The following is a 25,764-nucleotide window of genomic DNA, read 5'->3' on the forward strand; positions in this document are numbered from 1 at the left end:
CACAGTTTAAAGGAGTAGTAAATGGCGTTTGCGCAATGGGCAGCATTGCCTTGGGTAAAATCTGAGAAAGATAAAATTCACTGGGGACAACTAACCGGCAGCGGGCTGAGTATCGCAATAGCCGAAGGTGTGAAACAACATAACGAACTTGTTGTGATTGTCACCCCAGATACACCAAGCGCCCTTCGCCTTGAAACTGAACTCGAATTTTTATTACCTGAAAACCCAGTCATGGTCTTCCCTGACTGGGAAACGTTACCTTATGATCATTTTTCACCGCATCAGGATATTATCTCTGCGCGTCTTGCCACTCTTAACACCTTAAAAAAAGAACAACAAAGCGTGTTAATTGTGCCCGTGTCGACCTTGATGCTACGCACTGCTCCCGCGTCATTTATCTATGGTTCAACCCTTAATTTTACGGTGGGTGACACGCTAGATACTCACACCCTACGTGATAACCTTGAGCAAGCAGGCTACTTACATGTTCAACAAGTGATGGAGCATGGTGAATATGCAATACGTGGCTCAATTGTTGACTTATACCCGATGGGGAGTCCTCACCCATTCAGATTAGACTTTTTTGACGATGAACTAGACAGCATCCGCTTGTTTGACGTAGAAAGCCAACGTTCTGATGAAAAAGTCGATAAAATAGAGCTCTTACCGGCCCACGAATTCCCGACAAACGATGCAGATATAGAACGGTTTAGAATTAACTATCGTGAACAATTTGGTGCCAGCTCCGAGCAAGATTCTATCTACATGCAGGTAACCAAAGGCACTTGGCCTGCGGGGATTGAATATTACATGCCGCTGTTTTTCGATCAACTAGCGACAATTTTCGATTACCTTCCTAACAATACCACTTTCATGCACTTTGGTGATATTGAGCATGCCGCTGAGCAGTTTTGGCATGATGTAAATGTACGCTATGAAAACCGCCGTGTAGACCCTCTTAGACCGCTTCTTGAGCCTATAAAACTTTATCAAAGTGTCAATGAACTGTTTGGTGAGTTTGCACACTACGCGCGAATACGTTTATCACAGGCAAAGCTTGGTACGAAAGCAGGACACACAAATTTAGCCAGCAACGATTTACCCAATGTACGTATTGATCATAAATTGCATGAGCCGTATCAAGGCTTAATTGACTATGTTGCCAGTGAAAAAAAACAAAAAGGCCGTGTGCTACTGTCTGTAGAGTCTGACGGACGACGTGAATCGCTGCTGACACTGTTAAGACCAAGTGGTTTAAAGTTTAAAGAATTTAATTCATTCACCGACTTTACCCAAAGCTCCAGCGACGTGGGTTTAATTGTCTCGCCCCTTGAACAAAGTGTGGTACTGGATGGTAAACCCCGTTTAACCATCATTACAGAGCAAGAGTTATTAGGTATTAAGGTGTCTCAGCGCAGACGCCGAAAACATAAATACGAAGCAAGCCAAGATGCATTAATTCGCAATCTGGCCGAACTGCGTCAAGGTCAACCAATAGTGCACCTAGATCACGGTGTGGGTCGTTATCAAGGTCTTGAAACCATTGATGCTGCAGGGGTGATTACCGAGTTTGTTACGATCACCTACGCAAACGAAGCCAAACTCTATGTGCCCGTTTCTGCACTTCATATGTTGAGCCGTTATTCAGGTGGAGAAGAAGCAAGTGCCCCACTTCATAAACTGGGTTCAGATGCATGGGAAAAAGCGAAAAAACGCGCCGCAGAAAAAGTACGCGATGTCGCTGCTGAGCTGTTAGATATTTACGCAAAACGCCAAGCTAAACCTGGCAATATGTTTAAGCTTGACGGCAGTGCTTATCGCCAATTTAGCGACAGCTTTCCATTTGAAGAAACAGACGACCAACGCAACGCCATCGAAGCTGTACTGGGCGATATGCAAAGTAAACAGGCTATGGACCGATTGGTGTGTGGTGATGTGGGTTTTGGTAAAACAGAAGTCGCCATGCGTGCTGCCTTTGTTGCCGTAAATGATAACAAGCAAGTCGCCGTGCTAGTCCCGACCACGTTACTTGCACAGCAACATTTTGAAAACTTTAAAGATCGCTTCGCTGATTTGCCAATAGAAGTCGGTGTTTTATCGCGTTTTAATTCGACAAAAGAGCAAAAAGAAACACTGGATAAAATGGCCGAAGGCAAGCTAGATATTGTCATAGGTACTCACAAATTAATTCAGCAAGACATTAAATTTAAAGACTTAGGCTTATTAATCGTTGATGAAGAACATCGCTTTGGTGTTCGTCAAAAAGAAAAAATAAAAGCACTGCGCGCCGATGTCGACATTTTAACCCTCACCGCCACCCCGATTCCGCGTACACTGAATATGGCAATGAGCGGCATGCGCGACTTATCGATTATCGCCACACCACCGGCTAAACGATTGGCTGTTAAAACCTTTGTAAGACAACGTGATGCTGAGCTCATTCGCGAAGCTATTCTGCGTGAAATTAAGCGCGGCGGCCAAGTTTATTTCTTACACAATAATGTTGAAACAATCGACCGTGTTGCTGAAGAAATTACTGGGTGGGTACCAGAAGCGAGCGTTACCACTGCACACGGACAAATGCGTGAACGCGAGCTTGAGCAAATCATGAGTGATTTTTATCACCAAAAATACAATGTGATTGTGTGTACAACAATCATTGAAACCGGCATTGATGTTCCGACTGCAAATACCATCATAATGGATAGAGCCGACAAGCTTGGCCTAGCTCAGCTGCATCAGCTTCGCGGCCGCGTTGGTCGAAGTCACCACCAAGCGTACGCGTATTTATTAACAGGCAATCCAAAGTCATTAACTAAAGATGCAGTAAAACGCCTTGAGGCCATCGAGTCTTTAGAAGATTTAGGCGCAGGCTTTGCGTTAGCGACACATGATTTAGAAATTCGTGGCGCGGGTGAGCTACTCGGTGATGATCAATCAGGGCAAATGCAGAGCATCGGTTTTAGCCTTTATATGGAAATGCTTGAACAGGCCGTTAACGCACTAAAAGAAGGCAAAGAGCCAACACTGGAGAACCTGCTAGGTCAACAGACTGAGGTTGATTTAAAACTGCCAGCCTTATTACCGGATGATTATATTCATGATGTAAATGCACGCTTAGGAATCTATAAACGCATCGCAAGCTGTGCTAATCTCAATGACATGGACGAGCTACAGGTCGAGTTAATAGACCGATTTGGTTTACTCCCAGATGCCACTAAAAACTTATTTAGTTTGCAACAACTGAAATTGCAAGCCAGCAATATTGGCATCAAAAAGATTGAAGCAAACCCGAAAGGCGGCTATTTTGAGTTTAGCCAGCATACAAAGGTTAACCCTAGCTTCATTATAGGTTTGATACAAAGTGCTCCGCATATATATAAAATGGACGGCGCAAATAAATTGCGTTTTGCGATCAGCGAGGCGAACCCTCGTGAACGCTTGAAAATGGTCACTGCAATGATTGCAGATTTCGAAAAAAAGGTTAGCCATTAATGTTGTTTAGAAATAGTTTTATTTTACTTTGTTGCTTATTTACAAGCTCATCGTTTGCAGCACGCTGGTTCGAAATAGAAGTGCTTATTTATAAACAACGTCCAGCGCCCTACTTACAAGAAGATTTCTCGTTAAAACATGATGAAATCAATGCAAAACGTTCGAAAGACTTATTATCACCTGTCTACAAAGCGCACGCTAAACAAGCTTGTATTAACGGTGATAGTCGTTTTCGTTCACAGTCATTTACTGATGAATTGATTAATTCAAACCCACATTCGAATGTCTGTGACGACAGCGTTGATTTTTTAGCAAGCTACAACGAATTACCAGTCTCTCCCCCTGTCGAACCACGTGAAGACACCGACGAAATTTATTTAATGGCGCCTGAGCAACTGCAATTTACTGAACAGAAAAACCAGCTTGATAGAAAAGGTTTAACACCGTTATTACACACCGGTTGGCGTTTTCCTGAAATGAGTGAATCACGCGCTCAAAGTATTCGGTTATTTGCAGGCAAACATTTAGCAGCAAGTTCACCTGCTATTGAACCAGATAACAATGACTTTATTAGCCTAGTAACTCCATCAGAGCAATATATTCCAGAGAGTTTGCAACAAACGCCTGATTGGGAATTAGATGGTTTAATGAAAATTTACGTTCGTCATTACCTTTTTATAAATGCTGATTTTGATATTAGTCAGCGTTTAGAAACCGGTGATTATGAAAAAGCCCGCTTTTCACAATTTAAGCGTGTGATCAGCAACGAAATACATTATTTCGATCATCCTCGTATGGGCATGATCGTGCAAATAAGACGCTACAACCATTAATGGAATCTATTATGAAAAAATATATGGCAATTGCTGCTGCCGCTGCAGTGTTAACATTAGCTGGCTGCTCTAAAGTAAACCTTGAGAACTATGAAAAAATAAAAATCGGTATGGATAAAGCAGAAGTTGAAGCTATCTTAGGCTCGGCTGATAAGTGCGAAGAGAAAACACTGCATACGAACTGTATCTGGGGTGATAATGATAAAAATATCGAAATCACTTTAGTTTCAGATAAAGTATCGCTTTATAGTAAAACAGGTTTAGACGCTAAATAATCCTGTAAGGGTGGCATATAGCCACCCTACTCACTCTTATCTAATTGACTGTGGATCAGCTCTATATTAATAATTTTGCTGCGATTTAACGTAATTTTGTAGCGTTCATACCTAGTTTCGTGCTCATTTTCTGAAAAAACTAACACCAAATTTAATTGGTAACGCCTCTCAACTGCCTGCTTTGATATTTTATTACTGTCGAGATGATAGAGTTTCCCCTCACCACGTTTTAAGTAACGCGCAAACGGCGCTAAGCTAAAGCTAACAGTTTGTTGCAACGTATCATACCCGGGCAAAAACTCTTTTGCATTGACGTGTGTTTCACTGGCAAAGTGTAACCATTGTGCTGCTTGTTTATTTTGATGGCGACGCTTAGAAAATATCTGACGCACTTTTTTTGGGATCCGCTTGAACGAGGTGTATTCGAGCCAAATGTACTGACTGGCGATCCTGTCTTTTGTAATACTGTTCTTAAACTGAAAACGCCATTTCGGCCTGCCTCTCACAATGGCACGCCAAATAACACGTGTTATATCTTCTTTAAATATTTCACGCAGCCCGTAGATCACCCCTAAAATCAAAATTAATGTCGCTGTCACTTCAGTAAAGGTTGAGCGTGCATTAAGTACAACCAGCATCACAAAAGCCATTATAACGGCAGTGACAGTGCCTTTAACCATTCGCTTTAGATAACTATTAAGATGCCGTGTGGTGCGATTTAAGATAACGCCATGCTCAATTAAGCGTTGTAATAAACGCATTTTATTTGTAATGCGGTTTGCATCTTCAAGGGTTGATTGCGAATTATACTCTTGTTCTTCTCGGTAGCTGTTTTCTGCTTTACAGAAATCGAGCAACTCACCACGCTCTTTTGCAAAATCGCTACTGCGCGGCCCTTCGTCTAATAACTTTAAAAATGATTGTTCAACATGCCAGCTTAAATAGTTATCGGCATTTTTATAAAATGGCAGCAACTTTTCATCATCTGGGGTATAACGACGTAGTTTTTTTAGTAACCCTTCAGTTTGCTCACACAACTCCATCGCCGCAGGGTAAAACTCGTCAGCTTCGTTATGTTTTAGGGTGTCTTTAATATCTGCATTGAGTGCTAGACGCACCTGATAACAATATAAATTTAGGTTTTGCCTATAATCTTGTTGCTCACCTTTGTTTTTACTCACAAACCGACTTCGCACCAGTGGCAAGTGAATATTGTTCGCATTGTAAGCTAGGTGCGACTTAAAGTGGTTGTTGAAGTACGCTTCTTCACTGAGTGTTTGTGGGTTGACACTCATTTCATTTGGAATAGAAAAATACAGATCGAGACGCTGCTCTGCGCGGGGACTTAGCTCAGGTTCGATAATAAAAGATAGGTTTTCGTCTTGTTTAAGCAATATCACCTCGTTGTTTACTTTTACACTGTAAGTTTACGCCGAGATAGCTTTTCAGACAATAAAAAAGGCCCAGTAAAAACCGGGCCTTAATAATCATTTCAAACTAGATTAGAACTTAACGTTCACACCAGCGTGGAAACGACGACCTAGTACATCGTATGTGTACGGGTCAGTGTTTGAGTCATTGTTACCTGTGTAGTAAGGTGGCTCTTTATCGAACAAGTTATTAACACCTGCAGATAGAGTCACTGTATCAGATAGTAAGTATGAACCACTGATGTCATGATAAACAACTGATGGTGTTGTAGGTGCTAAACAGCTTGATGGATCACTTTTACATAGGTAGCTATCCATTCCTGCGATATAACGTGCCTTGTATGTTGCATCCCAGCTTTCGCCACGTGCTGATAATGTAAAGTTAGACTTGATATCAGCGTAGCCACCAGAACCAGAAGTGATAAGACCCGCGTAATCAGTCGTATCATCAAGTACTGTTACAACGTACTCGTCTAGGTAAGTAGTATCTAGACCCGCTTTCCAGTTAAGGCCTGCAGCTTCAAAGCTGTAAGTTAGGTTTAAGTCGATACCAGAAGTCTTCTCAGAACCAATGTTTTGTAATTGGTTGTTGAATTTAACACGACCCGTGCTATCCATGCTGATATTCGCTGATTGACATAGCACTGTATTAGCATTGTCAGACGTTGCTAAACACTGATCAACAATGTATTGCTCATTAACTGACGCAATCGCATTCTCAATTTCAATTTTGTAGTAATCAAGTGTCATGCTGAAGCCTTCAAACCACTCTGGCTCGTACACGATACCAGCAGTGAACGTATCAGCTTCTTCTGGAGTAAGTAGAGAGTTACCACCAACAGTTACTTCAGCTTGGTCCTGAGCACCTGGGAAAGTGATCTGTTCAAACGATGGTGAGTTACCTGAGTAAAGCTCTGATACAGTTGGTGCACGGAACGCAGTTGACACAACGCTACGTAGCATTAATTCATCGTTTGCTTTCCATGTTAAACCTAGTTTCCATGTTTCATCTGAACCGAATGTGCTGTAATCAAACGCACGGATTGCTGCGCTTAGTTCAACATTTTGTGCAAATGGTGCATCAGCTAGTAGTGGTAATGCAAATTCAATATATGCTTCATTTACATCAAAACCGCCTGCTGTCGGCTCAACCATAGGGTCATTTGCAAGACCTTGTGCTGTTAGAGAGTCTGGTGTGTACCATGCTTTCTCTTGACGGCGCTCAACACCTGCAGCGAATGCAGCATAACCTGCTGGCATTTCAAACATTTCACCAGATACTGATGCTGCTAGGATGAATAATTGGCTACCACCATTGTTTACTTCTGTGTAAACATTTTTACGGAAATCTTCAGATACCCATGCTGCTTGGTCTAATGGGTTAAAAGTACCCGCAGTAATTTGATCTTGGATAGCACCCATGTTGTGAAGGTTGCTTAGCTTATCTACAGAGTCGTTACGACCGAAGTTAGCAGATACATCCCATGAGTAGTCGCCTACAAAACCTTGTGCACCAACAACAGCACGAACTGTATCTACAGACTGTTCGAAGAAACGAGCACCGGTGTCAGACATACGACGACCGTAAGAGATCTTGTCGCCATATTTGTAGTTCATTTCTTGAGTCACGTAGCTGCCATCAGCATTTTTATCTAAGTAACCGTCACCATCTAGATCAACACGTTGATCATAGCTTTGGCTAAGAAGTGAATTACCCATGTTTTCAGTGTATTCAAAGTCAAACCATACTGGCTGTGGTGCCATTTGTTGCTCTGACCAACGCTTCGTGTAAGTGAACTCAGTGAATAGAGATGTATTATCTGATAATTCATAAGTTGCTAAACCAGTCAGGTTTAAACGCTCCATTGGCGTATAAAGGTAGCTTGCTGGTGAGTAGTTATATGCATCAGCATTGCCATAACGGTGATATTCACCACCACGGCCCGTTACACCGCTGTCGTCGATAAGAGATACTGGTGTATCTTCGCCTTTAGCATTAACCGTTAGACCTTTCTCACCGTTACCATTCCAGATGTGACCACCTTCGTTGTAAGATGAACCAGTACAGTAAAGACCATTGCTGCCTTCAGCTAGTGGACACTCAGAGAAGCTACGGTCAGCTTGAGATGCTTTACCACGGTCAGTGTACTGCATACCGATTACGATATTACCTTTATCGAATGATGTACCAACAGTGAAGTCAACTGAGTTTTCTGTTGCATCGCCTTCGCCAGTGATCGCAGTATTTGCGTTCATGTCTAGGCCTTCAAAATCATCTTTAAGAATGATGTTAACAACACCTGCTACCGCATCAGTACCATAAACAGCAGAAGCACCATCTTTAAGCACTTCAACTGATTTGATCATTGATACAGGAATTGTGTTTAAGTCAACAGTAGAAGCTGCACCAGTACCCGATGCAATCATACGGCGACCGTTAACAAGAACCAATGTACGGCTGCTACCTAGACCACGTAAATCGATACGTGCATTACCACCAGAACCATTGTTGATACCTGGGTTAGTCATCGCACCGCCAGTGGCAGTCATTTTTTGTAGTACGCTATCGATGCTTGTTGCACCCATCGCTTTAATATCGTCTGCGCCGATAATTGTTACTGGGCTTGCGTTTTCCATATCTGAACGCTTAATGCGAGAACCCGTAACTTGAATTTTTTCAATAGACTCTGCTGCATTATCAGCAGCTAATACTTGCATGCTTGAGAACATTGGGATTGCTGAAACAACAGCTAAACCAAGAATTGATTTTTTCATGTGAAACCCTACTTGTTGGAAATTTACCTTTAGTTAGGTAGCGCTCGTTATTATTAGAATCACGAGTCAGCGGAGGGCAACTTAGGCGTAGTTAACTGAACGAAAACTGAATGTTAGATTAAATAAAAAACACTCCAAAAATTACGTACCCATTTAAGGTAATAAGGTTTCACTATGTATCAATGTTAACAATAAAAAACCAATACAAAACAAATAGGTACAAAATGTTTAAAACAAAAAAAACACGATTGAAATCAATTACACACACTTTGTAATCAAGTGTAACTGCGATGGATATTTGTCTTTAAATGAAAATTTTACAAGTTGATCACACAACGTTATAAAAACCGTAATAGGTCAATATGTCTGCTAACCATAGTTATTCACAAAAAATAACTAAATTGGCAAAGTTAGCTTTTAAACAAGGTATTAGAGGATGGTTTTTGTATTTTGTTCACACGGATTAAATTTCCATGCAAAAAAGCAGTATGAGCGTGTTATTCAAGATAAGTGGCAAACGTAAAAGCTATTACCTATTATAAGGCAATGAGGAGGCTGTTAATGCTCAACCTTATTTACACAGCATGGCGAGAGTCAAAGTAATAAAAAACACTCTGCTGACGGTTTTGCGCATCGGTAAAAACGACTGTCATTTTCCAGGTCATCACGGGTTCGGAGCACACTCCGACCATCGTCTGGGCCGACCAATAACTGCTTTTTTGGGTAAACTGTAAAGGGATATACCCCATATACATCGTAACCCCTTCTAGTTTTGCCGAAACGTTATACGCATTTGGAGGTAATTTAAGGTTGATTGAAAAGGGAGTTTCTGGGCTGATGGCTGAATTGGACAACCAAATTTCCACATCGTTTGCAAACTGACAATGTGTATTTTTTTCGCACGTTGCACTTGTCTGTGGCTCATCTATACTTTGCCTGTCACAAGCAACTATGAAAACACTCAAAAACAAAATGTAGATGGTTATTGTAGTTCGCACTCAACTTACCTGTATAAAATAAAAGCGGATACTAGTCCGCTCGTCTATGAAAAACAACTAGGCTAAGTAGAATAAGTTAATAAAAATACAATGACTGACAAAAAATAACCAACAAAGCGGGAAAATTTGATTGATGTCATAATTTTATGCAATTGACCTATCTTTTTAAGGTCAAAAATTTTATCATTTCCATCGCAAAATAAGGGTTTCTCGAGTTTGTTTTCTGAAGCTATCATCTACAGCTAGCTTTGGGTAACACGCTTGTGAAGTAATAGTAGGCCCCACTTATTACTAAGTGGGTAATTCATTTCTAAAACGCATTAATTGCAGCGGAAGCCAGAAAATGAGCCAAACAGTAGCATCACAAACTGAGTACAATTATAAAGTTGTACGCCAATTCGCTATTATGACAGTGATTTGGGGCATCGTTGGCATGAGTGTTGGGGTTCTGATTGCTGCCCAATTAGCTTGGCCAGCACTTAACTTTGATACACCATGGTTAACTTACTCTCGACTACGTCCGTTACATACGAACGCAGTAATTTTCGCATTTGGTACAAGTGCACTTTTTGCGACGTCTTATTACGTCGTACAACGTACGTGTCAAACGCGTCTTTTCTCAGATAAACTAGCGGCCTTTACCTTTTGGGGTTGGCAACTTGTTATCGTACTTGCCGCGATTACCTTACCGTTAGGTATCACGAGCTCAAAAGAATACGCAGAACTTGAATGGCCAATTGATATTCTTATCGCGGTAGTTTGGGTAACCTACGCCGTTGTATTCTTTGGTACGCTAATCAAACGTAAAGTATCGCACATTTATGTTGCAAACTGGTTCTATGCTGGTTTCATTATTACTGTTGCCGTATTACACATTGTAAACAGCATGGCAATTCCGGTGTCACTAACTAAATCATACTCTATTTATGCGGGTGCAGTAGATGCGATGGTTCAGTGGTGGTACGGTCATAATGCTGTTGGCTTCTTATTAACTGCTGGTTTCTTAGGTATGATGTACTACTTCGTACCAAAACAAGCAGGTCGCCCTGTATATTCTTACCGTCTATCGGTTGTTCACTTCTGGGCGCTTGTTTCTTTATACATCTGGGCAGGTCCTCACCACCTTCACTACACTGCGCTTCCAGACTGGACGCAAAGCTTAGGTATGGTTATGTCAGTTATCTTATTCGTCCCATCATGGGGTGGTATGATTAACGGTATCATGACGTTATCAGGTGCATGGCACAAACTTCGTACTGACCCAGTACTTCGCTTCTTAGTTGTTTCACTGTCTTTCTACGGTATGTCTACGTTTGAAGGTCCAATGATGGCTATTAAGTCTGTTAATGCACTTTCACATTACACAGACTGGACAGTAGGTCACGTTCACTCAGGTGCGCTAGGTTGGGTTGCGATGATTTCAATCGGTGCAATTTATCACTTAATCCCTGCACTATTCTCTCAGGGTCGTATGTACAGTGTTAAACTGGTTAATACACACTTCTGGTTACACACTGTAGGGGTTGTTCTATATATCGTAGCAATGTGGATTTCAGGTGTAATGCAAGGTCTTATGTGGCGTGCAGTAAACTCAGACGGTACGTTAATGTACAGCTTTGTACAATCACTAGAAGCATCGTATCCGTTCTACATCATGCGTTTCCTTGGCGGTGTATTCATCGTAACGGGCATGCTAATTATGGCTTACAACGTTTACCGTACAATTGCTGCGAAGAAAGATTCGCTTCAATTAGACGCTGACGCACAATTAGCATAACGGAGTAGGATGATGAGCAATAATAATTCACAAAACAAACATGAAATAGTCGAAAAAAATGTTGGCCTTATGGCTATCTTGACTGTCTTTGCGATCAGCTTCGGTGCACTTGTAGAAATTACACCGTTGATGTTCCAAGATGATACGACTAAGCCTGTTGATGGCCTACGCCCTCTTACAGCTTTAGAAATGGAAGGTCGTGATATTTATGTACGTGAAGGTTGTTACAACTGTCACTCACAAATGATTCGCCCTTTCCGTGACGAGGTTGAGCGTTATGGTCACTACTCTGTTGCTGGTGAATCAGTATGGGATCACCCATTCCAATGGGGTTCTAAACGTACTGGTCCAGACCTAGCACGTGTTGGTGAGCGTTACTCAGACGATTGGCATCATGCGCATTTAATGGACCCACGTGCTGTGGTTCCAGAATCAAATATGCCAGCGTTTCCTTGGTTAGACGAAAACAGAGTCGATACGACCCATACTCTTAAAAAGCTTCAAATATTCCGTGATAGCTTCGGAATTGATAAAGCAAGCACCCGTTACGACGGTAAAGGTTATGGAAGCGATGAAGAGTTACAAGCTGACATTGCGAAAATTGAAGCCATGAACAATGGTGAAGGCGCAACTGAGATGCAAGCTCTAATTGCTTACTTACAACAGCTTGGCACACACTTGAAGTAATTATTATGGATTACGGAACATACAGAGGCATTTTAACTCTGGTAATTTTAGTACTGTTTATTGTGATTGTTGTATGGGCATATAGCAAGCGTAGCAAACGTCGTTTTGATGACGCAGCTAATGCCATATTTGAAGATGAAAAAAAACACAACAACACAATCTCTAACGAGGAAAAGGAGTCTGAGAAATGACTAGCTTTTGGAGTATATGGGTTATTGTATTAACCCTTGCGTGTCTTGCTATCATCTTCGGCCTACTTCTGTGGAACTTAAAAAACTACACAGGTGTTAAAGAAGGCGAAAGCTGTGGTCACGAATTTGATGGCATTGAAGAGCTGAATAACCCACTACCAAAATGGTGGACTTACATGTTCTTTGCAACATTCGTTTGGTCAGTTTATTACTTAGCGGCTTACCCGGGTTTAGGTAACTGGGAAGGTTTAGGTAAATGGACAAGTTCAAACCAAGGTATTACGTCTTTAGAAGAGTCTAAAAAGGCTACTGAAGAAGCGTTAGCCAATGGTGTAAACGTTCAATTAGACCAAGAGTTTATTGCAGCAGATGAGCGTTTTGGCCCAATCTTTGAGTCGTTCGCGAAACAAGACATTGAATCACTTGTAAAAGATGAAAAAGCGCTTGAGATTGGTCAACGTTTATTCTCTCAAAACTGTGCTCAGTGCCATGGTTCAGATGCGCGTGGTGGTCAAGGCTTCCCTAACCTAACGGATAACGATTGGTTATACGGTGGTTCACCAGACAAAATTAAAGAAACGCTTCTTTACGGCCGTGTTGCAGCAATGCCACCTTGGGGTGATGCACTTGGCGAGCAAGGCATTAAAGAAATGACTGCTCACGTACTTAGCCTTTCGGGTCGTACAGTTAACCAAAAAGACGCTGAAGCTGGTGCAGCTAAATTTGCAATGTGTGCTGCGTGTCACGGTGCTGACGGCAAAGGTTCGGTTGCTCACAACTTACCGTTTGGTGCGCCTAACCTAACCGACAATATCTGGTTATACGGTGGTTCTAAACGTGCTGTTGAAGAAACACTGAGAAATGGTCGTGCAGGTGTGATGCCAGCATGGAAAGACATTCTTGGTGAAGACAAAGTACACCTTTTAACAGCGTACGTTTACAGTCTGTCACAAGAAAAATAACCGCGCGGTTAATAAAATGTATATACAATTAATCTTTTAATTCAATAGATTAATTAAGATCAAAAAAGCCTCCATCTGGAGGCTTTTTTTTAGTCTTTTGCTTTTAGATCCGATAAAATGCGTATAACGTTTTTTGAGGTAGTAAGTACTATGAATCCCACTCCTTGGTATAAAAATTTCTGGCCATGGTTTTTAATCTCTTTTCCACTTGCCGCTATCATCGGTTGTGCGGGTCTTATTTATATGGCAATAGGCAACGGACCTGACATGGTTGTTGATGATTATTATAAAAAAGGAAAAGCAATCAATTTAGAGCTTAGTAAATTTAATAAAGCCAAAGCGCTTTATTTACATGGTGATTTAAACGTTGCTGATGACAAAGTCACGTTTGTTTTCACTAAAGGTGATGCCAGTAATGTTCATTCTTTAAAAATGTCATTTTATCATCGCACCATTAAAGCTAACGACTTTGATGTAAGCTTAATGAAAAATGCTCATGGTGACTTTACAGCCCTGCTCGATGCTCATGTTGATGGTGCGTATACCGTATTTATTGAACCTGTCGATAACAGTTGGAAACTAAAAGAAGATATTATTCTTCCAACAGCTAAAACAATTTCGATTAGCCCTGAATATAAGTAGTTAACGCTCATGTCTGATAATTGCTTTCATTGTCTTGAAAGTGTGCCAAAAGGCTTTAATGCAACTGTCGTAATAGATGGGAAGGCACAGCCTATGTGTTGTATTGGCTGCCAAACAGTGGCCGAGAATATCGTTGCCCAAGGCATGACCGATTACTATAAGTTTAGAACTGTTCGCTCTGGGAAAGTTGAACAACTTGTTCCAGAGCAATTAGAGCTTATAAAAAGTTACGATAACGAAGATATTCAAGATGAGTTTATTGCCACCTCCCAAGAGTTATCTGAGGTTTTACTCACCGTTGAAGGGATTACCTGTGCCGCCTGTGCTTGGCTTATTGAAAAGCAGCTACTTAATTTGTCAGCCATCAGACGCGTAGATGTAAATACCTCAACAAATCGTGCCATGATCCAGTGGGATAAATCAGTCACCCCACTGAGTAAAATAATTACTGCATTACATGAAATAGGTTACAAAGCCTACCCCTTTCAAGCCGACTTAGAAGCCAGCCAAAAGCAACAAGCTGCAAAGGCCTATATTCGCCGCTTAGGTGTCGCCGGCCTGATGACTATGCAGGTAATGATGTTTGCTTTAGCAATGTACTTTGGCATGTTTTCTGGCATGGAAGAAAATTTTGAACAATACTTTCGCTGGATAAGCCTCGTACTTGCTTCGCCGGTTATTCTTTACAGTGCATTACCCTTCTTAACGAATGCAATTAATGGATTAAGAGCAAAACAGCTGAATATGGACTTACCCGTCTCTTTGGCTATTTTTGGCGCGTATGGCGCAAGTTGTTATGCAACCATAATGTCGGTTGGCGAAGTGTATTTTGAATCAATCTGTATGTTTACCTTTCTATTATTGTTGGGTAAGTATTTAGAGTTCAGAGCACGATTAAAAGCCAGCGAATTCACAGCAAACCTACAAAAACTACTCCCGCTTACCGCACGCATTATTGATAACACCCATCAAGAATCAATCATTGCCGCTAAAAAACTCAAACTGGGCGACGTGGTACTTATAAAAGCTGGTGAAACAATCCCCGCTGACGGGATAGTTATTAAAGGTAAAACAACGGTCGATGAAGCGATGATGACAGGCGAGCATCAACCCGTTAATAAATTTGTTAATCATCAAGTATTTGCTGGCACCATTAACCACGATGGCGTGATCAGCATTGAGATTAATAAAATTGGCCAAAACACCCTTATTAATCAAATTATAAAACTGCAACATACAGCCCTAACTAAGCGTCCACGACTTGTTGAGATAACGGATAAAGTGGCACAATGGTTTGTCGCATGCTTATTGCTTTTTGCCTCAATCACCGCTATTGGCTGGTATCAAGTTGATCCTGAACATGCATTTTGGATCACCATTTCTGTATTGGTTGCAACCTGCCCGTGTGCGCTCAGCTTAGCGATTCCTACGGCACTCACTTGCGCCGTGGCAAGCTTAACTAAACGCGGTATATTAATAAAACAAGCCCACGTCTTAGAGACACTCCCTCAACTAAGTGATATCGCCTTTGATAAAACAGGCACACTCACACAAGGTCGTTTTACAATTGAGCGCATTGAGTTAATAGATAATACGTACTCAGAAGCTGAAGCATTAACTCTTGCTGCTCAGCTAGAGAGCTTTTCCGAGCACCCGATTGCCAATGCCTTTGCAGGGTTTAACAATAGCGTCAATCAGTTCGAAAATGTCACTATTGAACCAGGCAAAGGTATCATTGCTAACCTTAATAATGAGCACTTTGCGATTGGTAAAAGTGGCTGGTTTGAAACCGATAAAGCAGACGCCCAAGCCACTTTATATGTAAACAAACAGATTGTTGCACGCTTCTACCTATCGGATAGTTTGCGTAATAATGCCGATAAACTCATTAAAAACCTTCATGCACAACACATAAAGTGCCATATGTTAACTGGGGATGCCTCAAACAGTGGGGAACGATTGGCTAAACAACTAAATCTCGACACTGTTCACGCTGGCTGCAGCCCACAAGATAAGCAAACGCATGTTGATGCCCTTGCAAGTAAAGGCGCTGTGGTTGCTATGGTTGGAGACGGCGTTAATGACAGCCCAGTTTTTGCAAGTGCACACTTATCAATTGCGATGGAAACTGGGGCAGATATTTCCAAAAACAGTGCCGATGTGGTATTACTCAATAGTGATTTAAGCGCCATTGAGCATCTGCTTAGCGTCTCGAAAAAAACGCGCAGAATTGTGAAACAAAACTTGGCGTTATCACTTATTTACAATGGTTCGATTTTACCTTTAGCAGCATTGGGGCTCGTTGCGCCTTGGATGGCTGTTATTGGCATGTCTGCAAGCTCCATTTTGGTTATTACCAACTCATTAAGGTTATTAAAACTATGAGTATCATTTACATGTTAATCCCGATTGCGATTTTGTTTGTAATAATCGCTATTGGTGTATTTTTTTGGGCTGTAAAAAGTGAACAATTCTCAGATTTAAATAAACAGGGCCACAGTATCCTGTTTGAAGATGACAAAGAGCAGCACAACAAAAGTAATGATTGATCCCCTTTTCATTAGTGCATTTGTTATGGGGTTACTTGGCAGTGGCCATTGCTTAGCGATGTGTGGTGGCATTGCAAGTAGCTTACAGCTTGCCGCCGACAAAAATCGTGCTGTGAGCTTTTCTGTTGCCTACAATGTAGGGCGCGCGCTGAGTTATATGTTAGCGGGTGCTTTAGTCGCGGGTATCAGCAGTCGCTTTGCAGCACAGAACACCAGTATCGCCCTCGCTTTATCATTTTTGAGTGGCATTTTTATGCTACTTGTGGGCATCTATATTATGCGTTTGGCTGCCACATTACAGTGGTTAGAAAAACTTGGGAAAACGCTCGTGTGGCAGCATTTAGCAAAATTAAATCGCTATTTATTGCCGGTTAATACAACCCCTAAAGCCCTGCTTTATGGTGCGCTTTGGGGTTGGCTGCCGTGTGGATTAGTCTACTCTGCACTGACATGGGCCCTGACGAGCCCTTCTGCGCTTCATGGTGCAGGGGTTATGCTATTTTTTGCCCTAGGCACATTTCCAGCGATGGTCAGTGTTGGCCTCGCGAGTCAAAAAATAAACGTTTTTTTAAACCATGTTTGGACTAGGGTTATTCTAGGAAGCGTAATAATATGGTACGGTGTATACTTATTAATTATAGCAACTGACAGGCTCGTTCATTAACCTTACGAGTTGTTAACTTATTAGAATGGATTTGATGTATGGACTTTTCACAAAACAAGTCAAAAGGCTTATGCACTATTAGCTGTAATAATTGCAGTATTAGTCAGCTGTGTTTACCATTTTCGCTTAATGGCCAAGAAATGGATCGTCTTGATGAGATTATCGAGCGTAAAAAGCCTCTTCACAAAGGCGACTTTTTATTTGAGTCGGGTGAAAAGCTAAATGCAATTTATGCAGTTCGCTCAGGTTCATTTAAGTCTTATACGCTTTCGGAGCAAGGTGATGAGCAAATCACAGGCTTTCATTTAGCCGGTGATCTCGTTGGCTTTGATGCTATCAATAAAATGTCTCATCAAAGTTTTTCGCAAGCGCTTGAAACATCAATGGTATGCGAAATTCCATTCGATACATTAGATGAATTGGCAGGAAAACTACCAAAATTACGCCAACAAATTATGCGCTTGATGAGTAACGAAATTAATTACGACCAAGAAATGTTGTTACTGCTTAATAAGAAATCAGCAGAAGAGCGTTTAGCCAGCTTTATTTACAACCTTGCAGAACGATTTGGTGAGCGTGGTTTTTCGCGTAAAGAGTTCCGTCTTACAATGACTCGTGGCGAAATAGGTAATTATCTTGGTTTAACCGTCGAGACAATTAGCCGCTTGCTAAGCCGCTTTCAAAAAGCCGACATTATCAAAGTTGAAGGTAAATTTATTACCATTTTAGATCAACAGGCGCTTGCTTCAACAGCCGCGATTAAATGTAAATAGAGTTTGATATAGCGCAACTTTCTATTGCTTGCCCCTTTAACTGCTCAGAATTTAGGTTACACTCAAGGTATATCTTTTTGCAGAACAGTTAAGGAGCAGCATATGGACGCAATAAAACGAATTTTAGCAGTAATAGATCCCACCAAGGAACAACAACATAGTTTAAGCCGCTCAATTGACCTAGCCAAAAAGTCAGGCGCAACCATCACTGCTTTTCTTAGTATTTATGACTTCTCCTACGAAATGACCACAATGCTTTCTTCTGATGAGCGTGAAGCCATGCGCGAAGCTGTCATCAAAGACCGTCAAGTCTGGTTAAATGAACAAATCGCCCTTTACCCTGAATTATCAATTGATAGTTGTGTTGTTTGGCACAATCGCCCTTACGAAGCCATTATTAATACGGTGATCAATGACGGTTATGATCTTGTGGTTAAAGGCACACATCAGCATGACACCCTTAAATCAGTGATTTTTACACCGACAGATTGGCACCTCATTCGTAAGTGCCCTGCACCGGTGTTATTAGTTAAAGAAAAAGAGTGGCCTGCACATGGCAATATACTCGCAGCAGTGAATGCAGTCAGTGAAAATGAGCAACACCTTGCGCTGAACAAACGTATTATCAATGATGCACGCTTTATTTGTGACCTTGCTAATGCGCAGCTTAATTTAGTGAATGCCTACCCTGCTACACCGGTAAATATTGCTATCGAAATTCCTGAGTTTAACCCGGGTGTATACAACGAATCGGTTAAAAAGCATCATTTTGAATCAACCTTAGAACTAGCAAAAAGTTTTCAAATTGATGAAGCACAATGCCACATTGAAGAAGGTCTTCCTGAAGATGTGATTCCTGATGTTGCTGCAAAACTTAACAGCGAGCTTGTGGTTATTGGCACTGTAGGCCGCACCGGTTTAAGTGCTGCATTGGTTGGTAATACAGCTGAGCATGTAATTGATAGCCTAGATTGCGACGTATTGGCTCTAAAACCAGATGGCTACGTGAGCCCTTTAGCAAAATAATTCTCATCGTTGCGGGAAACAAATAATTGTTGTTTACCCGCGCTTCAAATATAATACGCCCCTTTATTTTACCCATGTATTTATAAGGGGGCGTAGTGTCTCACTCAGCAGAAGCTAAAGCGCAATATAACTTTAATAAGTTACAAAAACGCTTACGTCGATTAACCGGCCAAGCCGTTATGGACTTTAATATGATCGAAGATGGCGATCGTATCATGGTCTGTTTATCAGGCGGCAAAGACAGCTACACCCTATTAGATACATTACAGCATCTACAACGTGTCGCACCGGTTAAGTTTGATTTGTTCGCGATTAACTTAGACCAAAAGCAACCAGGGTTTCCTGAGCACGTTTTACCCGAATACTTAGATAAACTCGGTATTGAATACAAAATAGTTGAAGAAGACACCTACAGCATTGTTACCGATATTATTCCTGAAGGTAAAACAACCTGTTCACTGTGCTCACGCCTTCGTCGCGGTATTTTATACCGTACAGCGAAAGAAATGGGCGCGACTAAAATTGCCCTTGGTCACCACCGCGATGACATGATAGAGACGTTGTTCTTAAATATGTTCTACGGCGGTAAATTAAAAAGTATGCCCGCTAAATTAATGAGCGATAACGGCGAGCATATGGTGATTCGCCCACTGGCATATTGTAAAGAAGTCGATATCGAAAAATACGCAGAGCGTATGGAATTCCCTATTATTCCATGTAACTTATGTGGCTCTCAGGAAAACTTGCAGCGTAAACACACAAAAGCCATGCTTGCTGAGTGGAATAAACAGCATCCGGGCCGTATTGAAAGCATTTTCACGGCAATGCAAAACGTCGTGCCGTCGCACTTAGCTGATAAAGACTTATTCAATTTTAAAGACCTGCAAACAGGTGATGTAATTGATGGTGGCGATATCGCCCTTGATAAGCCAGATATCCCAAAACAGCCTGCGCTTGATGACGAACACATTAGTGACGTTGTGACAATTAACCTAAGCTAATGGTTTAAAAAAACATTTAACTAATTATTAGGAGAGCAAAGAAGCTCTCCTTTTTATTTTTGGTAAAAAATTATCTAACTAACTTTCGCTCCTAATCGAGCTGCTTTCTCAAGCCAGACTTTTCTTTTATTGCTACTGGAATTTATAACTGGCCCAAAATATGTAGTGGTTTTATTTTTAATGCCAGAAAAGTCCAAAATACAATGTTTAAAATTCTTATAGATAACATTCCCTTGAATGTATTTATACCAAAAAGCAGGGGTATCTAACGTTATTAATAACTCTGATGTACGTCCTTTTAATAACTTTTTCGGTATTGATTTACCTTCGACATATTTAAACGAAAACCCCGGTAAAAAAACTCTATCAATCGCCCCTTTAAACTTAGCAGGCATGGTTCCCCACCAAACAGGACTAACAATCACAATATGCTCAGACCACAGAATCTTCTCTTGGAGATCTGCTAAACAAGGCTCTAAATCAATCACTTTGTCATAGCCTTCGGCTAAATTGATTTCGAAATTCAAGTCACCGATATTCACGTGCTTAACGTCATGTTTTTTTATGGCAACTGCTGCATACTGTTCCGCTAAAGATTTACACAGGCTGGTTAGTTTGGGGTTAGCATTGATTACTAATATTCTTTTCATACACTGACATATCCATTTAGAGTGAGGACACAGTGTAAACTCTCACCTAAGGGTAAGAGTCAAGTTCTTGAATACACTTATCAATTGAAATTCGGTAATTTTTAATGCGCTCTCTTTGAACTTCAAGCTCCTTTATCTTTTCTTCGACTGCAGCTTGCTTTTGAATAAGGCAATGGCTGACAGCCTGCCAATCAAAATCCTCGTTTTCTCCCTTCAAAGCAACCATATCTGACAGTGCAACTCCCAGAGTTTGAGCCTCTTTTATTAATTTGATTAAATAAATATTCTCTTGATTATAAACTCGATACTTTCCAACCCTAGAAACAGTCAGTAATCCCACTGATTCATAGAGCCTTATTGCTCTTTGTGTTGCCCCATACAGTTTAGATACCTCATTGAGATACATTCGAACGTCCTTATCCACCAAATCAATTTATGTGACATGCTTTATTTGTATTTAAGAGATAGTGTTAGATATAGATTTTTCAGATTAATACCATTGTGCTTAATTAAGTGGTCTATTTTGAGGCAATAAAACCGCGTTGATAACAAGGCAAAAATTTAGTTATTTAGTTGTTCTCGGCAATTGCTCCTGCATTGCTCTACCTCCTGCATCCATGCAGTCGTAAATCAGAAATTTTTAACGTAGGTAGCGACTGGTTTAATCACTCAAAATGATTAAGTATTTTTGCAAAATGGTATAAATCATTAAAGCGTAATTTAAAGCAACAAAAAAGGACCTGTAAAGATCCTTTTTTGAATAATAAGCTATGCTATCAAAAAGATGACTCAGCTATTTTACAATCCACGGCGTTGCACTAATAAGATTTGCACTGCTATTAAGCAGAGTCTTATCATCTTGCCACTCATCAGTAATTTTAATCGTGCAGCGGTTTTCTTTACAGCTAACCCCCTCACCCGACATATTTGCAGGAGCGTCAAATTTAAGTACGACTCCTTGTTGCTCAGGTAATAAAAACCACATTAGTTTGCTAACAAAAAAGCCCGATAAATCAGATAAAAGCTCATCAAACTCTTGGTTAAGCTCAAATAAATTCGCTTTTGTTAGTGCAAAGTTACTAAGCTCTGTTGCTTCAATTTGCAGCTTTAATTGGCAATCATGCTGAGGGTTTTTAGGCTGTACGACAATCACAGCTTTATCCGTGTCTAACTGCTTATCAAAAGGCAATAACAGCTGTGCATTGTCGGTGTACGTTAAATCGAACTCTTGTTTTTCGGTTAGAATTTTACCTGACTTAATCGTACATACTTCGTTAGTGGCAATATCACTTAAATAAAAGTTAACTTGTGCGTACTGAAACTCCCCCTTGTTTACGACTTTTAAACGGTCGTAAAAACCGTCATATGCAATCACAAACTCACTAGCAGTTGCTTTAAAGCTCGTAACGCTTAATGCACTGATCACACCCACCACTTTTAACAAAAAAAAGATTTTATTCATCAAAATATGCTCTGTTCTGATTAATCATCGTGTTTAATTCTTCTATGTATGCTTCACGTCGCTCAGAATACGATAACAACCCTTGGGTTAGTTTTGTCGCTTCAATCGGTTTTTGTTGGCGACGTAAATCTGCGCGGATTGTGCGTAAATCTTTATACGCCGCATGGGTATTAATATTCTTAAAGTAAGAGCTTACAGCACCACGAACAGATTTGAATGCCGTCACTTCATGAGCCGCCTCATTTGCACGACGTCGTGGCACCATGCCACAGCCTTTGTTATAACACCATTGGCCAAAAAAGTTTAAGCCAATACGCGCAAAACGCGATGTTCCCCATGCTGACTCATTCGCCGCCTGCATTAAGGCAAGTTCTTTTGGAATGATATCAACACGACGCAGTGCTTGTGTCAAAGACAATACATCAATACTTGTTGGTAATTTATAACTGGTAAGAATTTTCTTAATATCAGACAGCTGCTTACTCGTCAGAGGCTCATTATATTCTAGCATCATACGTGCAATTTCTAAGCTGGCACGCTGCTGTAGAATTTTCTTGTTTTCAGCTTCAACATGGGGACGAATAAAATCAAAAAACGCCTGTTTCTTTTCTTTTACATCAGTAAAGCCCGCAAAGTCAGGCAGCTTTACATTATGTAATGGCTTTTCTTTTTTAATTACTCGCTGTTTACCCTGCTGAGTTGCCTCGGTTTGGTCGGCCTCCTCCACTGCAACATCTTGATTCATGAAAGGCGATAATAACGCCCATGCAAAAAAAGCGGTCAGTAAACCTCGAAAAACGTACTTAAGCATGTATTCTCTCAAATAAACTACAACTCATGTGCGGTAAAGCCACGCACACACAAAGGCGGATTATATCAAAGAGCTAATTTTTTCGCGAATATCAGCGTATTTTTTTGCCCTAACTCAACATGACTTGCTGCGAATCACGTCCAATTTACTCGCAATTTTCAAGTGCTTGCGTATACTAAAGGGCAACTGAGCGAGTAATTATAAGGTTCTATTTATGTGCCAGTCTTGGCAAGCGCGTATCATTGATCAGCAAAAATATCGCCCAAACGACAACCGCACTGCCTGGCAGGTTGACCGCTCTCGTATAATTCACGCGGCAGCATTTAGACGTTTACAAGCTAAAACTCAAATAATGGGCATTGGCCTAAACGATTTTTATCGTACTCGCCTCACCCATTCTCTTGAAGTCGCACAAATAGGCAGTGGTCTACTGCGCCACCTTAAAAAACAACACCCAAATTTTAGCCATTTCCCCAGTGGTAGCTTACTTGAAACCTTGTGCCTTGCTCATGATATTGGGCACCCTCCTTTTGGTCATGGTGGTGAAATAGCCCTTAATTACATGATGCGTGAACACGGTGGTTTTGAAGGAAATGCGCAAACCCTAAGAATTGTTTCTAAGCTTGAGCCATACAGCAATGGCTATGGTATGAACCTAACACGCCGCACTTTGCTTGGTTTTATAAAATACCCCGCTTTTATTGATGACTTATGGCACACCATTCCACCGCTCTCTGAGCAGCGCAGCTTTATTAAAGCTGATCACTGGCGTCCTGCAAAAGGCTTATACAAAGACGACAAAGATGTGTTTGATTGGATTGTCGCGCCACTATCAAAAAACGACCAGCACATTTTAAGTCGCCATTATAACGTTGATGAATTCAGAGCAAAAACACATTATAAATCGATTGACTCTGCCATCATGGAGCTCGCCGATGATATAGCTTATGCTGTTCATGACCTGGAAGATGCTATCGCCACAGAAGTACTCACATTAGCTGATTGGCAAAACCATGCATTAACGCAGTTACAAGCACTAAACTCACCATGGTTAACAACGCATTTAAGCTCTATTACGGCGCGCCTTTTTTCACACCATGAATATGAGCGAAAAGATGCCATCGGTGAGCTTGTTAATACTTTTATAATTCACGCCAATTTAGTGGTGCAAAATGCTGATTTCGAATCAGAAATCTTGCAATACACGGTTAGTTTACCCGACGAATTTGCAAGCATTCTTAATGTGTTAAAACACTTTGTATTTAAACGTTTAATTCGTGAACCGAAAATGCAGCAAGTTGAATTTAAAGGGCAAAATTTACTCATTGAACTGTTCAGTGCGTTTGCAAGTGATCCTATGCGTTTACTGCCAGAAACCACCCAAGAAATGTGGCTAAATGCACACCAACAAGGTGATAATGCAATGCGTATTATCTGCGATTACTTATCGGGGATGAGTGACGAATACGCATATAAAACCTATCAACGCCTATTTTTACCCTCTGCTTAAGGACTTTGAAGAGGGTAAAATATTGAGCTAGTATTTAATTAGTACCTAATTACTATAACAACTTTCTTTCGCATTTTATTAAACATGGATTGGAATAATGCTCAAAAAATACCTGCTTATTAGCACGCTTTTACTCTCTCCTTTAACTTGCTTCGCAAATGAATCCCTGCCTGATCCACTGTTAGAAGAGCGTGGTGTCATCATTAAAGATGCCAGTCAATTTGACTGGGTAAGGCTCAACTCAGGTGAATGGCTCAAAGGTGAACTTATCGCAATGTACGATAAAGAGCTTGAATTTGACAGTGATGTACTCGACACCCTCGTAATTGACCGTGAAGATATCTATATGATTGTCTCTGACCGCCATCACACAGTACGCTTTAACGACGGCACAGAACTCAGTGGCACACTTAATATATCAGGCGGTTATGTAAAGGTCGGTGACTTACCGGCAAAGTATCGCTATCGTGATTTAGTGTCGATTGCCCCTTCAATCGACAGTGAGCTCAGCGCGTGGACAGTAAAAATTTCCTTGGGTGCTGATTTATCGCGAGGTAATACAGACCAAACAGAATACTCTGCCAGAGCCGATATTAAACGTCGTACGGCATCGAGTCGCTTTTTAGCCGAGTTTTTAGGCTACCGTACCACCAGCGATGAACAAGTAACTAAAAACAACATTAGAGCCAATGGCACGTTCGACTGGTTTTACACTCAAAAAATGTATTTCCGTCCTATCTTTTTTGAATATTACCGTGACCCTTTTCAAAACATTGCTAATAAATACACTGTAGGCGCAGGTGTCGGTTATTACGTGATGGATACCGACAAAACTGAGTGGGATTTTTCAACTGGCCCTGCGTATCAAAAAACTGAATTTGATACTGTCACCACCGGTGAAGACAAAAGTAATGCGTCAATGTCTTACTTTATTGGCACTAATTTTGAGCATGAACTTACTAAAAAAATCGACTTTACCTTCAATTATCGCTACCTCACGGCCAAAAGTGATACAGGAGGAGATTCTCAATACGCTATGGCAAGTTTCGAGATTGATATTACTGACGACATTGATTTTGATATCTCTCTGGTTTGGGATTACTTAGCAGACCCGATTGCCGACGAGAATGCCGTGGTGCCTGAAAAGGAAGACTATAAAATGATTTTTGCTTTGGGAATCGATTTATAAAATACGCGTTTAAAAACGATCGTTTAAAACAAAAAACGCCGAACAATTTTGCTCGGCGTTTTTG

23 protein-coding genes are annotated in these 25,764 nt (G+C 41.0%); 16 read left to right on the forward strand and 7 right to left on the reverse strand.

The features are described from left to right. Positions 1 to 21 precede the first annotated feature (21 nt). From mfd to GZH31_RS09260, 3 genes are read left to right on the forward strand one after another with little or no spacing between them, the layout of a single operon-like run. Positions 22 to 3,495, forward strand: coding sequence for a transcription-repair coupling factor (mfd, locus tag GZH31_RS09250; protein WP_180310898.1), 3,474 nt, complete (start codon positions 22 to 24; stop codon positions 3,493 to 3,495). Continuing rightward, positions 3,495 to 4,328 carry a CsiV family protein gene (locus GZH31_RS09255; protein ID WP_036967893.1) on the forward strand — a complete coding sequence of 278 codons (834 nt, stop codon included), beginning with the start codon at positions 3,495 to 3,497 and terminating at the stop codon, positions 4,326 to 4,328. The genes mfd and GZH31_RS09255 overlap by 1 nt, the downstream gene beginning before the upstream one ends. 11 nt (positions 4,329 to 4,339) lie before the next feature. After that, entirely contained in the window at positions 4,340 to 4,603 is a 264-nt protein-coding gene (locus tag GZH31_RS09260; RefSeq protein WP_036967891.1) for a lipoprotein, read from the forward strand. A gap of 26 nt (positions 4,604 to 4,629) precedes the next feature. Here GZH31_RS09260 and GZH31_RS09265 read toward each other — a convergent pair whose 3' ends face one another. The 3 genes from GZH31_RS09265 to GZH31_RS09275 all read right to left on the reverse strand — a co-directional run bounded on the left by GZH31_RS09265 (position 4,630) and on the right by GZH31_RS09275 (position 9,674). Further along, a complete protein-coding gene (locus tag GZH31_RS09265; protein WP_036967889.1) occupies positions 4,630 to 5,997 on the reverse strand; it encodes a hypothetical protein in 1,368 nt (455 codons plus the stop codon). A gap of 108 nt (positions 5,998 to 6,105) precedes the next feature. Beyond that, complete coding sequence (locus GZH31_RS09270) at positions 6,106 to 8,808, reverse strand: TonB-dependent receptor (protein ID WP_075593483.1); 2,703 nt, start codon at positions 8,806 to 8,808, stop codon at positions 6,106 to 6,108. 575 nt (positions 8,809 to 9,383) lie between these two features. Then, positions 9,384 to 9,674 carry a hypothetical protein gene (locus tag GZH31_RS09275; protein WP_180310899.1) on the reverse strand — a complete coding sequence of 97 codons (291 nt, stop codon included), beginning with the start codon at positions 9,672 to 9,674 and terminating at the stop codon, positions 9,384 to 9,386. A gap of 475 nt (positions 9,675 to 10,149) precedes the next feature. Between GZH31_RS09275 and ccoN the strand changes: the two genes are divergently transcribed. From ccoN to ttcA, 11 genes are all read left to right on the forward strand, one after another. Then, complete coding sequence (gene ccoN, locus GZH31_RS09280; RefSeq protein ID WP_036967883.1) at positions 10,150 to 11,583, forward strand: cytochrome-c oxidase, cbb3-type subunit I; 1,434 nt, start codon at positions 10,150 to 10,152, stop codon at positions 11,581 to 11,583. Positions 11,584 to 11,595: 12 nt separating this feature from the next. Then, on the forward strand, positions 11,596 to 12,270 hold the full coding sequence (gene ccoO / locus GZH31_RS09285) for a cytochrome-c oxidase, cbb3-type subunit II (protein ID WP_036967880.1): 675 nt from the start codon (positions 11,596 to 11,598) through the stop codon (positions 12,268 to 12,270). 5 nt (positions 12,271 to 12,275) lie between these two features. Continuing rightward, positions 12,276 to 12,461, forward strand: a complete 186-nt coding sequence (locus GZH31_RS09290) for a cbb3-type cytochrome c oxidase subunit 3 (RefSeq protein WP_010373992.1) — start codon at positions 12,276 to 12,278, stop codon at positions 12,459 to 12,461. Continuing rightward, the gene (gene ccoP, locus GZH31_RS09295; protein WP_065978503.1) at positions 12,458 to 13,423 is read left to right on the forward strand and encodes a cytochrome-c oxidase, cbb3-type subunit III; all 966 of its coding nucleotides are present in this window, start codon (positions 12,458 to 12,460) and stop codon (positions 13,421 to 13,423) included. The genes GZH31_RS09290 and ccoP overlap by 4 nt, the downstream gene beginning before the upstream one ends. Positions 13,424 to 13,573: 150 nt before the next feature. Next, on the forward strand, positions 13,574 to 14,065 hold the full coding sequence (locus GZH31_RS09300) for a FixH family protein (RefSeq protein ID WP_036967874.1): 492 nt from the start codon (positions 13,574 to 13,576) through the stop codon (positions 14,063 to 14,065). 9 nt (positions 14,066 to 14,074) lie between these two features. Next, positions 14,075 to 16,450: a heavy metal translocating P-type ATPase gene (locus tag GZH31_RS09305; protein ID WP_180310900.1), complete on the forward strand. Its 2,376-nt coding sequence runs from the start codon at positions 14,075 to 14,077 to the stop codon at positions 16,448 to 16,450. After that, positions 16,447 to 16,614, forward strand: coding sequence for a cbb3-type cytochrome oxidase assembly protein CcoS (gene ccoS, locus GZH31_RS09310; protein ID WP_036967866.1), 168 nt, complete (start codon positions 16,447 to 16,449; stop codon positions 16,612 to 16,614). Before GZH31_RS09305 ends, ccoS begins: the two co-directional genes overlap by 4 nt. Then, a complete protein-coding gene (locus tag GZH31_RS09315; RefSeq protein WP_036967863.1) occupies positions 16,607 to 17,278 on the forward strand; it encodes a sulfite exporter TauE/SafE family protein in 672 nt (223 codons plus the stop codon). The genes ccoS and GZH31_RS09315 overlap by 8 nt, the downstream gene beginning before the upstream one ends. A gap of 38 nt (positions 17,279 to 17,316) precedes the next feature. Then, entirely contained in the window at positions 17,317 to 18,051 is a 735-nt protein-coding gene (locus GZH31_RS09320) for an FNR family transcription factor (RefSeq protein ID WP_036967860.1), read from the forward strand. 102 nt (positions 18,052 to 18,153) lie between these two features. After that, a complete protein-coding gene (gene uspE / locus GZH31_RS09325) occupies positions 18,154 to 19,077 on the forward strand; it encodes a universal stress protein UspE (RefSeq protein ID WP_036967857.1) in 924 nt (307 codons plus the stop codon). Between the two features lie 95 nt (positions 19,078 to 19,172). Continuing rightward, positions 19,173 to 20,078, forward strand: coding sequence for a tRNA 2-thiocytidine(32) synthetase TtcA (gene ttcA, locus GZH31_RS09330; RefSeq protein WP_065978506.1), 906 nt, complete (start codon positions 19,173 to 19,175; stop codon positions 20,076 to 20,078). Between the two features lie 74 nt (positions 20,079 to 20,152). On the opposite strand, the gene GZH31_RS09335 is transcribed toward ttcA, so the two are convergent. From GZH31_RS09335 to GZH31_RS09350, 4 genes are all read right to left on the reverse strand, one after another. Next, positions 20,153 to 20,728 (reverse strand): NAD(P)H-dependent oxidoreductase, encoded by a 576-nt coding sequence (locus GZH31_RS09335; protein ID WP_036967851.1) that lies wholly within the window; start codon positions 20,726 to 20,728, stop codon positions 20,153 to 20,155. A gap of 46 nt (positions 20,729 to 20,774) precedes the next feature. Beyond that, positions 20,775 to 21,134 (reverse strand): MerR family transcriptional regulator, encoded by a 360-nt coding sequence (locus GZH31_RS09340; RefSeq protein WP_180310901.1) that lies wholly within the window; start codon positions 21,132 to 21,134, stop codon positions 20,775 to 20,777. 387 nt (positions 21,135 to 21,521) lie between these two features. Continuing rightward, positions 21,522 to 22,100, reverse strand: a complete 579-nt coding sequence (locus tag GZH31_RS09345) for a DUF2987 domain-containing protein (protein WP_374027199.1) — start codon at positions 22,098 to 22,100, stop codon at positions 21,522 to 21,524. 82 nt (positions 22,101 to 22,182) lie between these two features. After that, positions 22,183 to 23,001: a glucosaminidase domain-containing protein gene (locus GZH31_RS09350; protein WP_180310903.1), complete on the reverse strand. Its 819-nt coding sequence runs from the start codon at positions 22,999 to 23,001 to the stop codon at positions 22,183 to 22,185. A gap of 214 nt (positions 23,002 to 23,215) precedes the next feature. Between GZH31_RS09350 and GZH31_RS09355 the strand changes: the two genes are divergently transcribed. Beyond that, a complete protein-coding gene (locus GZH31_RS09355; RefSeq protein WP_036967839.1) occupies positions 23,216 to 24,511 on the forward strand; it encodes an anti-phage deoxyguanosine triphosphatase in 1,296 nt (431 codons plus the stop codon). Positions 24,512 to 24,608: 97 nt separating this feature from the next. Beyond that, positions 24,609 to 25,700, forward strand: a complete 1,092-nt coding sequence (locus GZH31_RS09360) for a YdiY family protein (RefSeq protein WP_051501754.1) — start codon at positions 24,609 to 24,611, stop codon at positions 25,698 to 25,700. The last annotated feature ends 64 nt before the right edge of the window (positions 25,701 to 25,764 follow it).

The sequence above is a fragment of the Pseudoalteromonas sp. JSTW genome (genome assembly GCF_013423925.1).
GTDB lineage: Bacteria > Pseudomonadota > Gammaproteobacteria > Enterobacterales > Alteromonadaceae > Pseudoalteromonas > Pseudoalteromonas lipolytica.

Bases quoted from the DNA above. Each gene is read 5' to 3' on its own strand.
- GZH31_RS09315 (WP_036967863.1), top strand. From the start codon at position 16,607: ATGATTGATCCCCTTTTCATTAGTGCATTTGTTATGGGGTTACTTGGC.
- GZH31_RS09300 (WP_036967874.1), top strand. From the start codon at position 13,574: ATGAATCCCACTCCTTGGTATAAAAATTTCTGGCCATGGTTTTTAATC.
- GZH31_RS09360 (WP_051501754.1), top strand. From the start codon at position 24,609: ATGCTCAAAAAATACCTGCTTATTAGCACGCTTTTACTCTCTCCTTTA.
- GZH31_RS09320 (WP_036967860.1), top strand. From the start codon at position 17,317: ATGGACTTTTCACAAAACAAGTCAAAAGGCTTATGCACTATTAGCTGT.
- GZH31_RS09355 (WP_036967839.1), top strand. From the start codon at position 23,216: ATGTGCCAGTCTTGGCAAGCGCGTATCATTGATCAGCAAAAATATCGC.
- GZH31_RS09260 (WP_036967891.1), top strand. From the start codon at position 4,340: ATGAAAAAATATATGGCAATTGCTGCTGCCGCTGCAGTGTTAACATTA.
- mfd (WP_180310898.1), top strand. From the start codon at position 22: ATGGCGTTTGCGCAATGGGCAGCATTGCCTTGGGTAAAATCTGAGAAA.
- GZH31_RS09305 (WP_180310900.1), top strand. From the start codon at position 14,075: ATGTCTGATAATTGCTTTCATTGTCTTGAAAGTGTGCCAAAAGGCTTT.
- GZH31_RS09290 (WP_010373992.1), top strand. From the start codon at position 12,276: ATGGATTACGGAACATACAGAGGCATTTTAACTCTGGTAATTTTAGTA.
- ccoS (WP_036967866.1), top strand. From the start codon at position 16,447: ATGAGTATCATTTACATGTTAATCCCGATTGCGATTTTGTTTGTAATA.
- GZH31_RS09350 (WP_180310903.1), bottom strand. From the start codon at position 23,001: ATGCTTAAGTACGTTTTTCGAGGTTTACTGACCGCTTTTTTTGCATGG.
- GZH31_RS09270 (WP_075593483.1), bottom strand. From the start codon at position 8,808: ATGAAAAAATCAATTCTTGGTTTAGCTGTTGTTTCAGCAATCCCAATG.
- ccoN (WP_036967883.1), top strand. From the start codon at position 10,150: ATGAGCCAAACAGTAGCATCACAAACTGAGTACAATTATAAAGTTGTA.
- ccoO (WP_036967880.1), top strand. From the start codon at position 11,596: ATGAGCAATAATAATTCACAAAACAAACATGAAATAGTCGAAAAAAAT.
- GZH31_RS09340 (WP_180310901.1), bottom strand. From the start codon at position 21,134: ATGTATCTCAATGAGGTATCTAAACTGTATGGGGCAACACAAAGAGCA.
- GZH31_RS09255 (WP_036967893.1), top strand. From the start codon at position 3,495: ATGTTGTTTAGAAATAGTTTTATTTTACTTTGTTGCTTATTTACAAGC.
- GZH31_RS09335 (WP_036967851.1), bottom strand. From the start codon at position 20,728: ATGAAAAGAATATTAGTAATCAATGCTAACCCCAAACTAACCAGCCTG.
- ccoP (WP_065978503.1), top strand. From the start codon at position 12,458: ATGACTAGCTTTTGGAGTATATGGGTTATTGTATTAACCCTTGCGTGT.
- uspE (WP_036967857.1), top strand. From the start codon at position 18,154: ATGGACGCAATAAAACGAATTTTAGCAGTAATAGATCCCACCAAGGAA.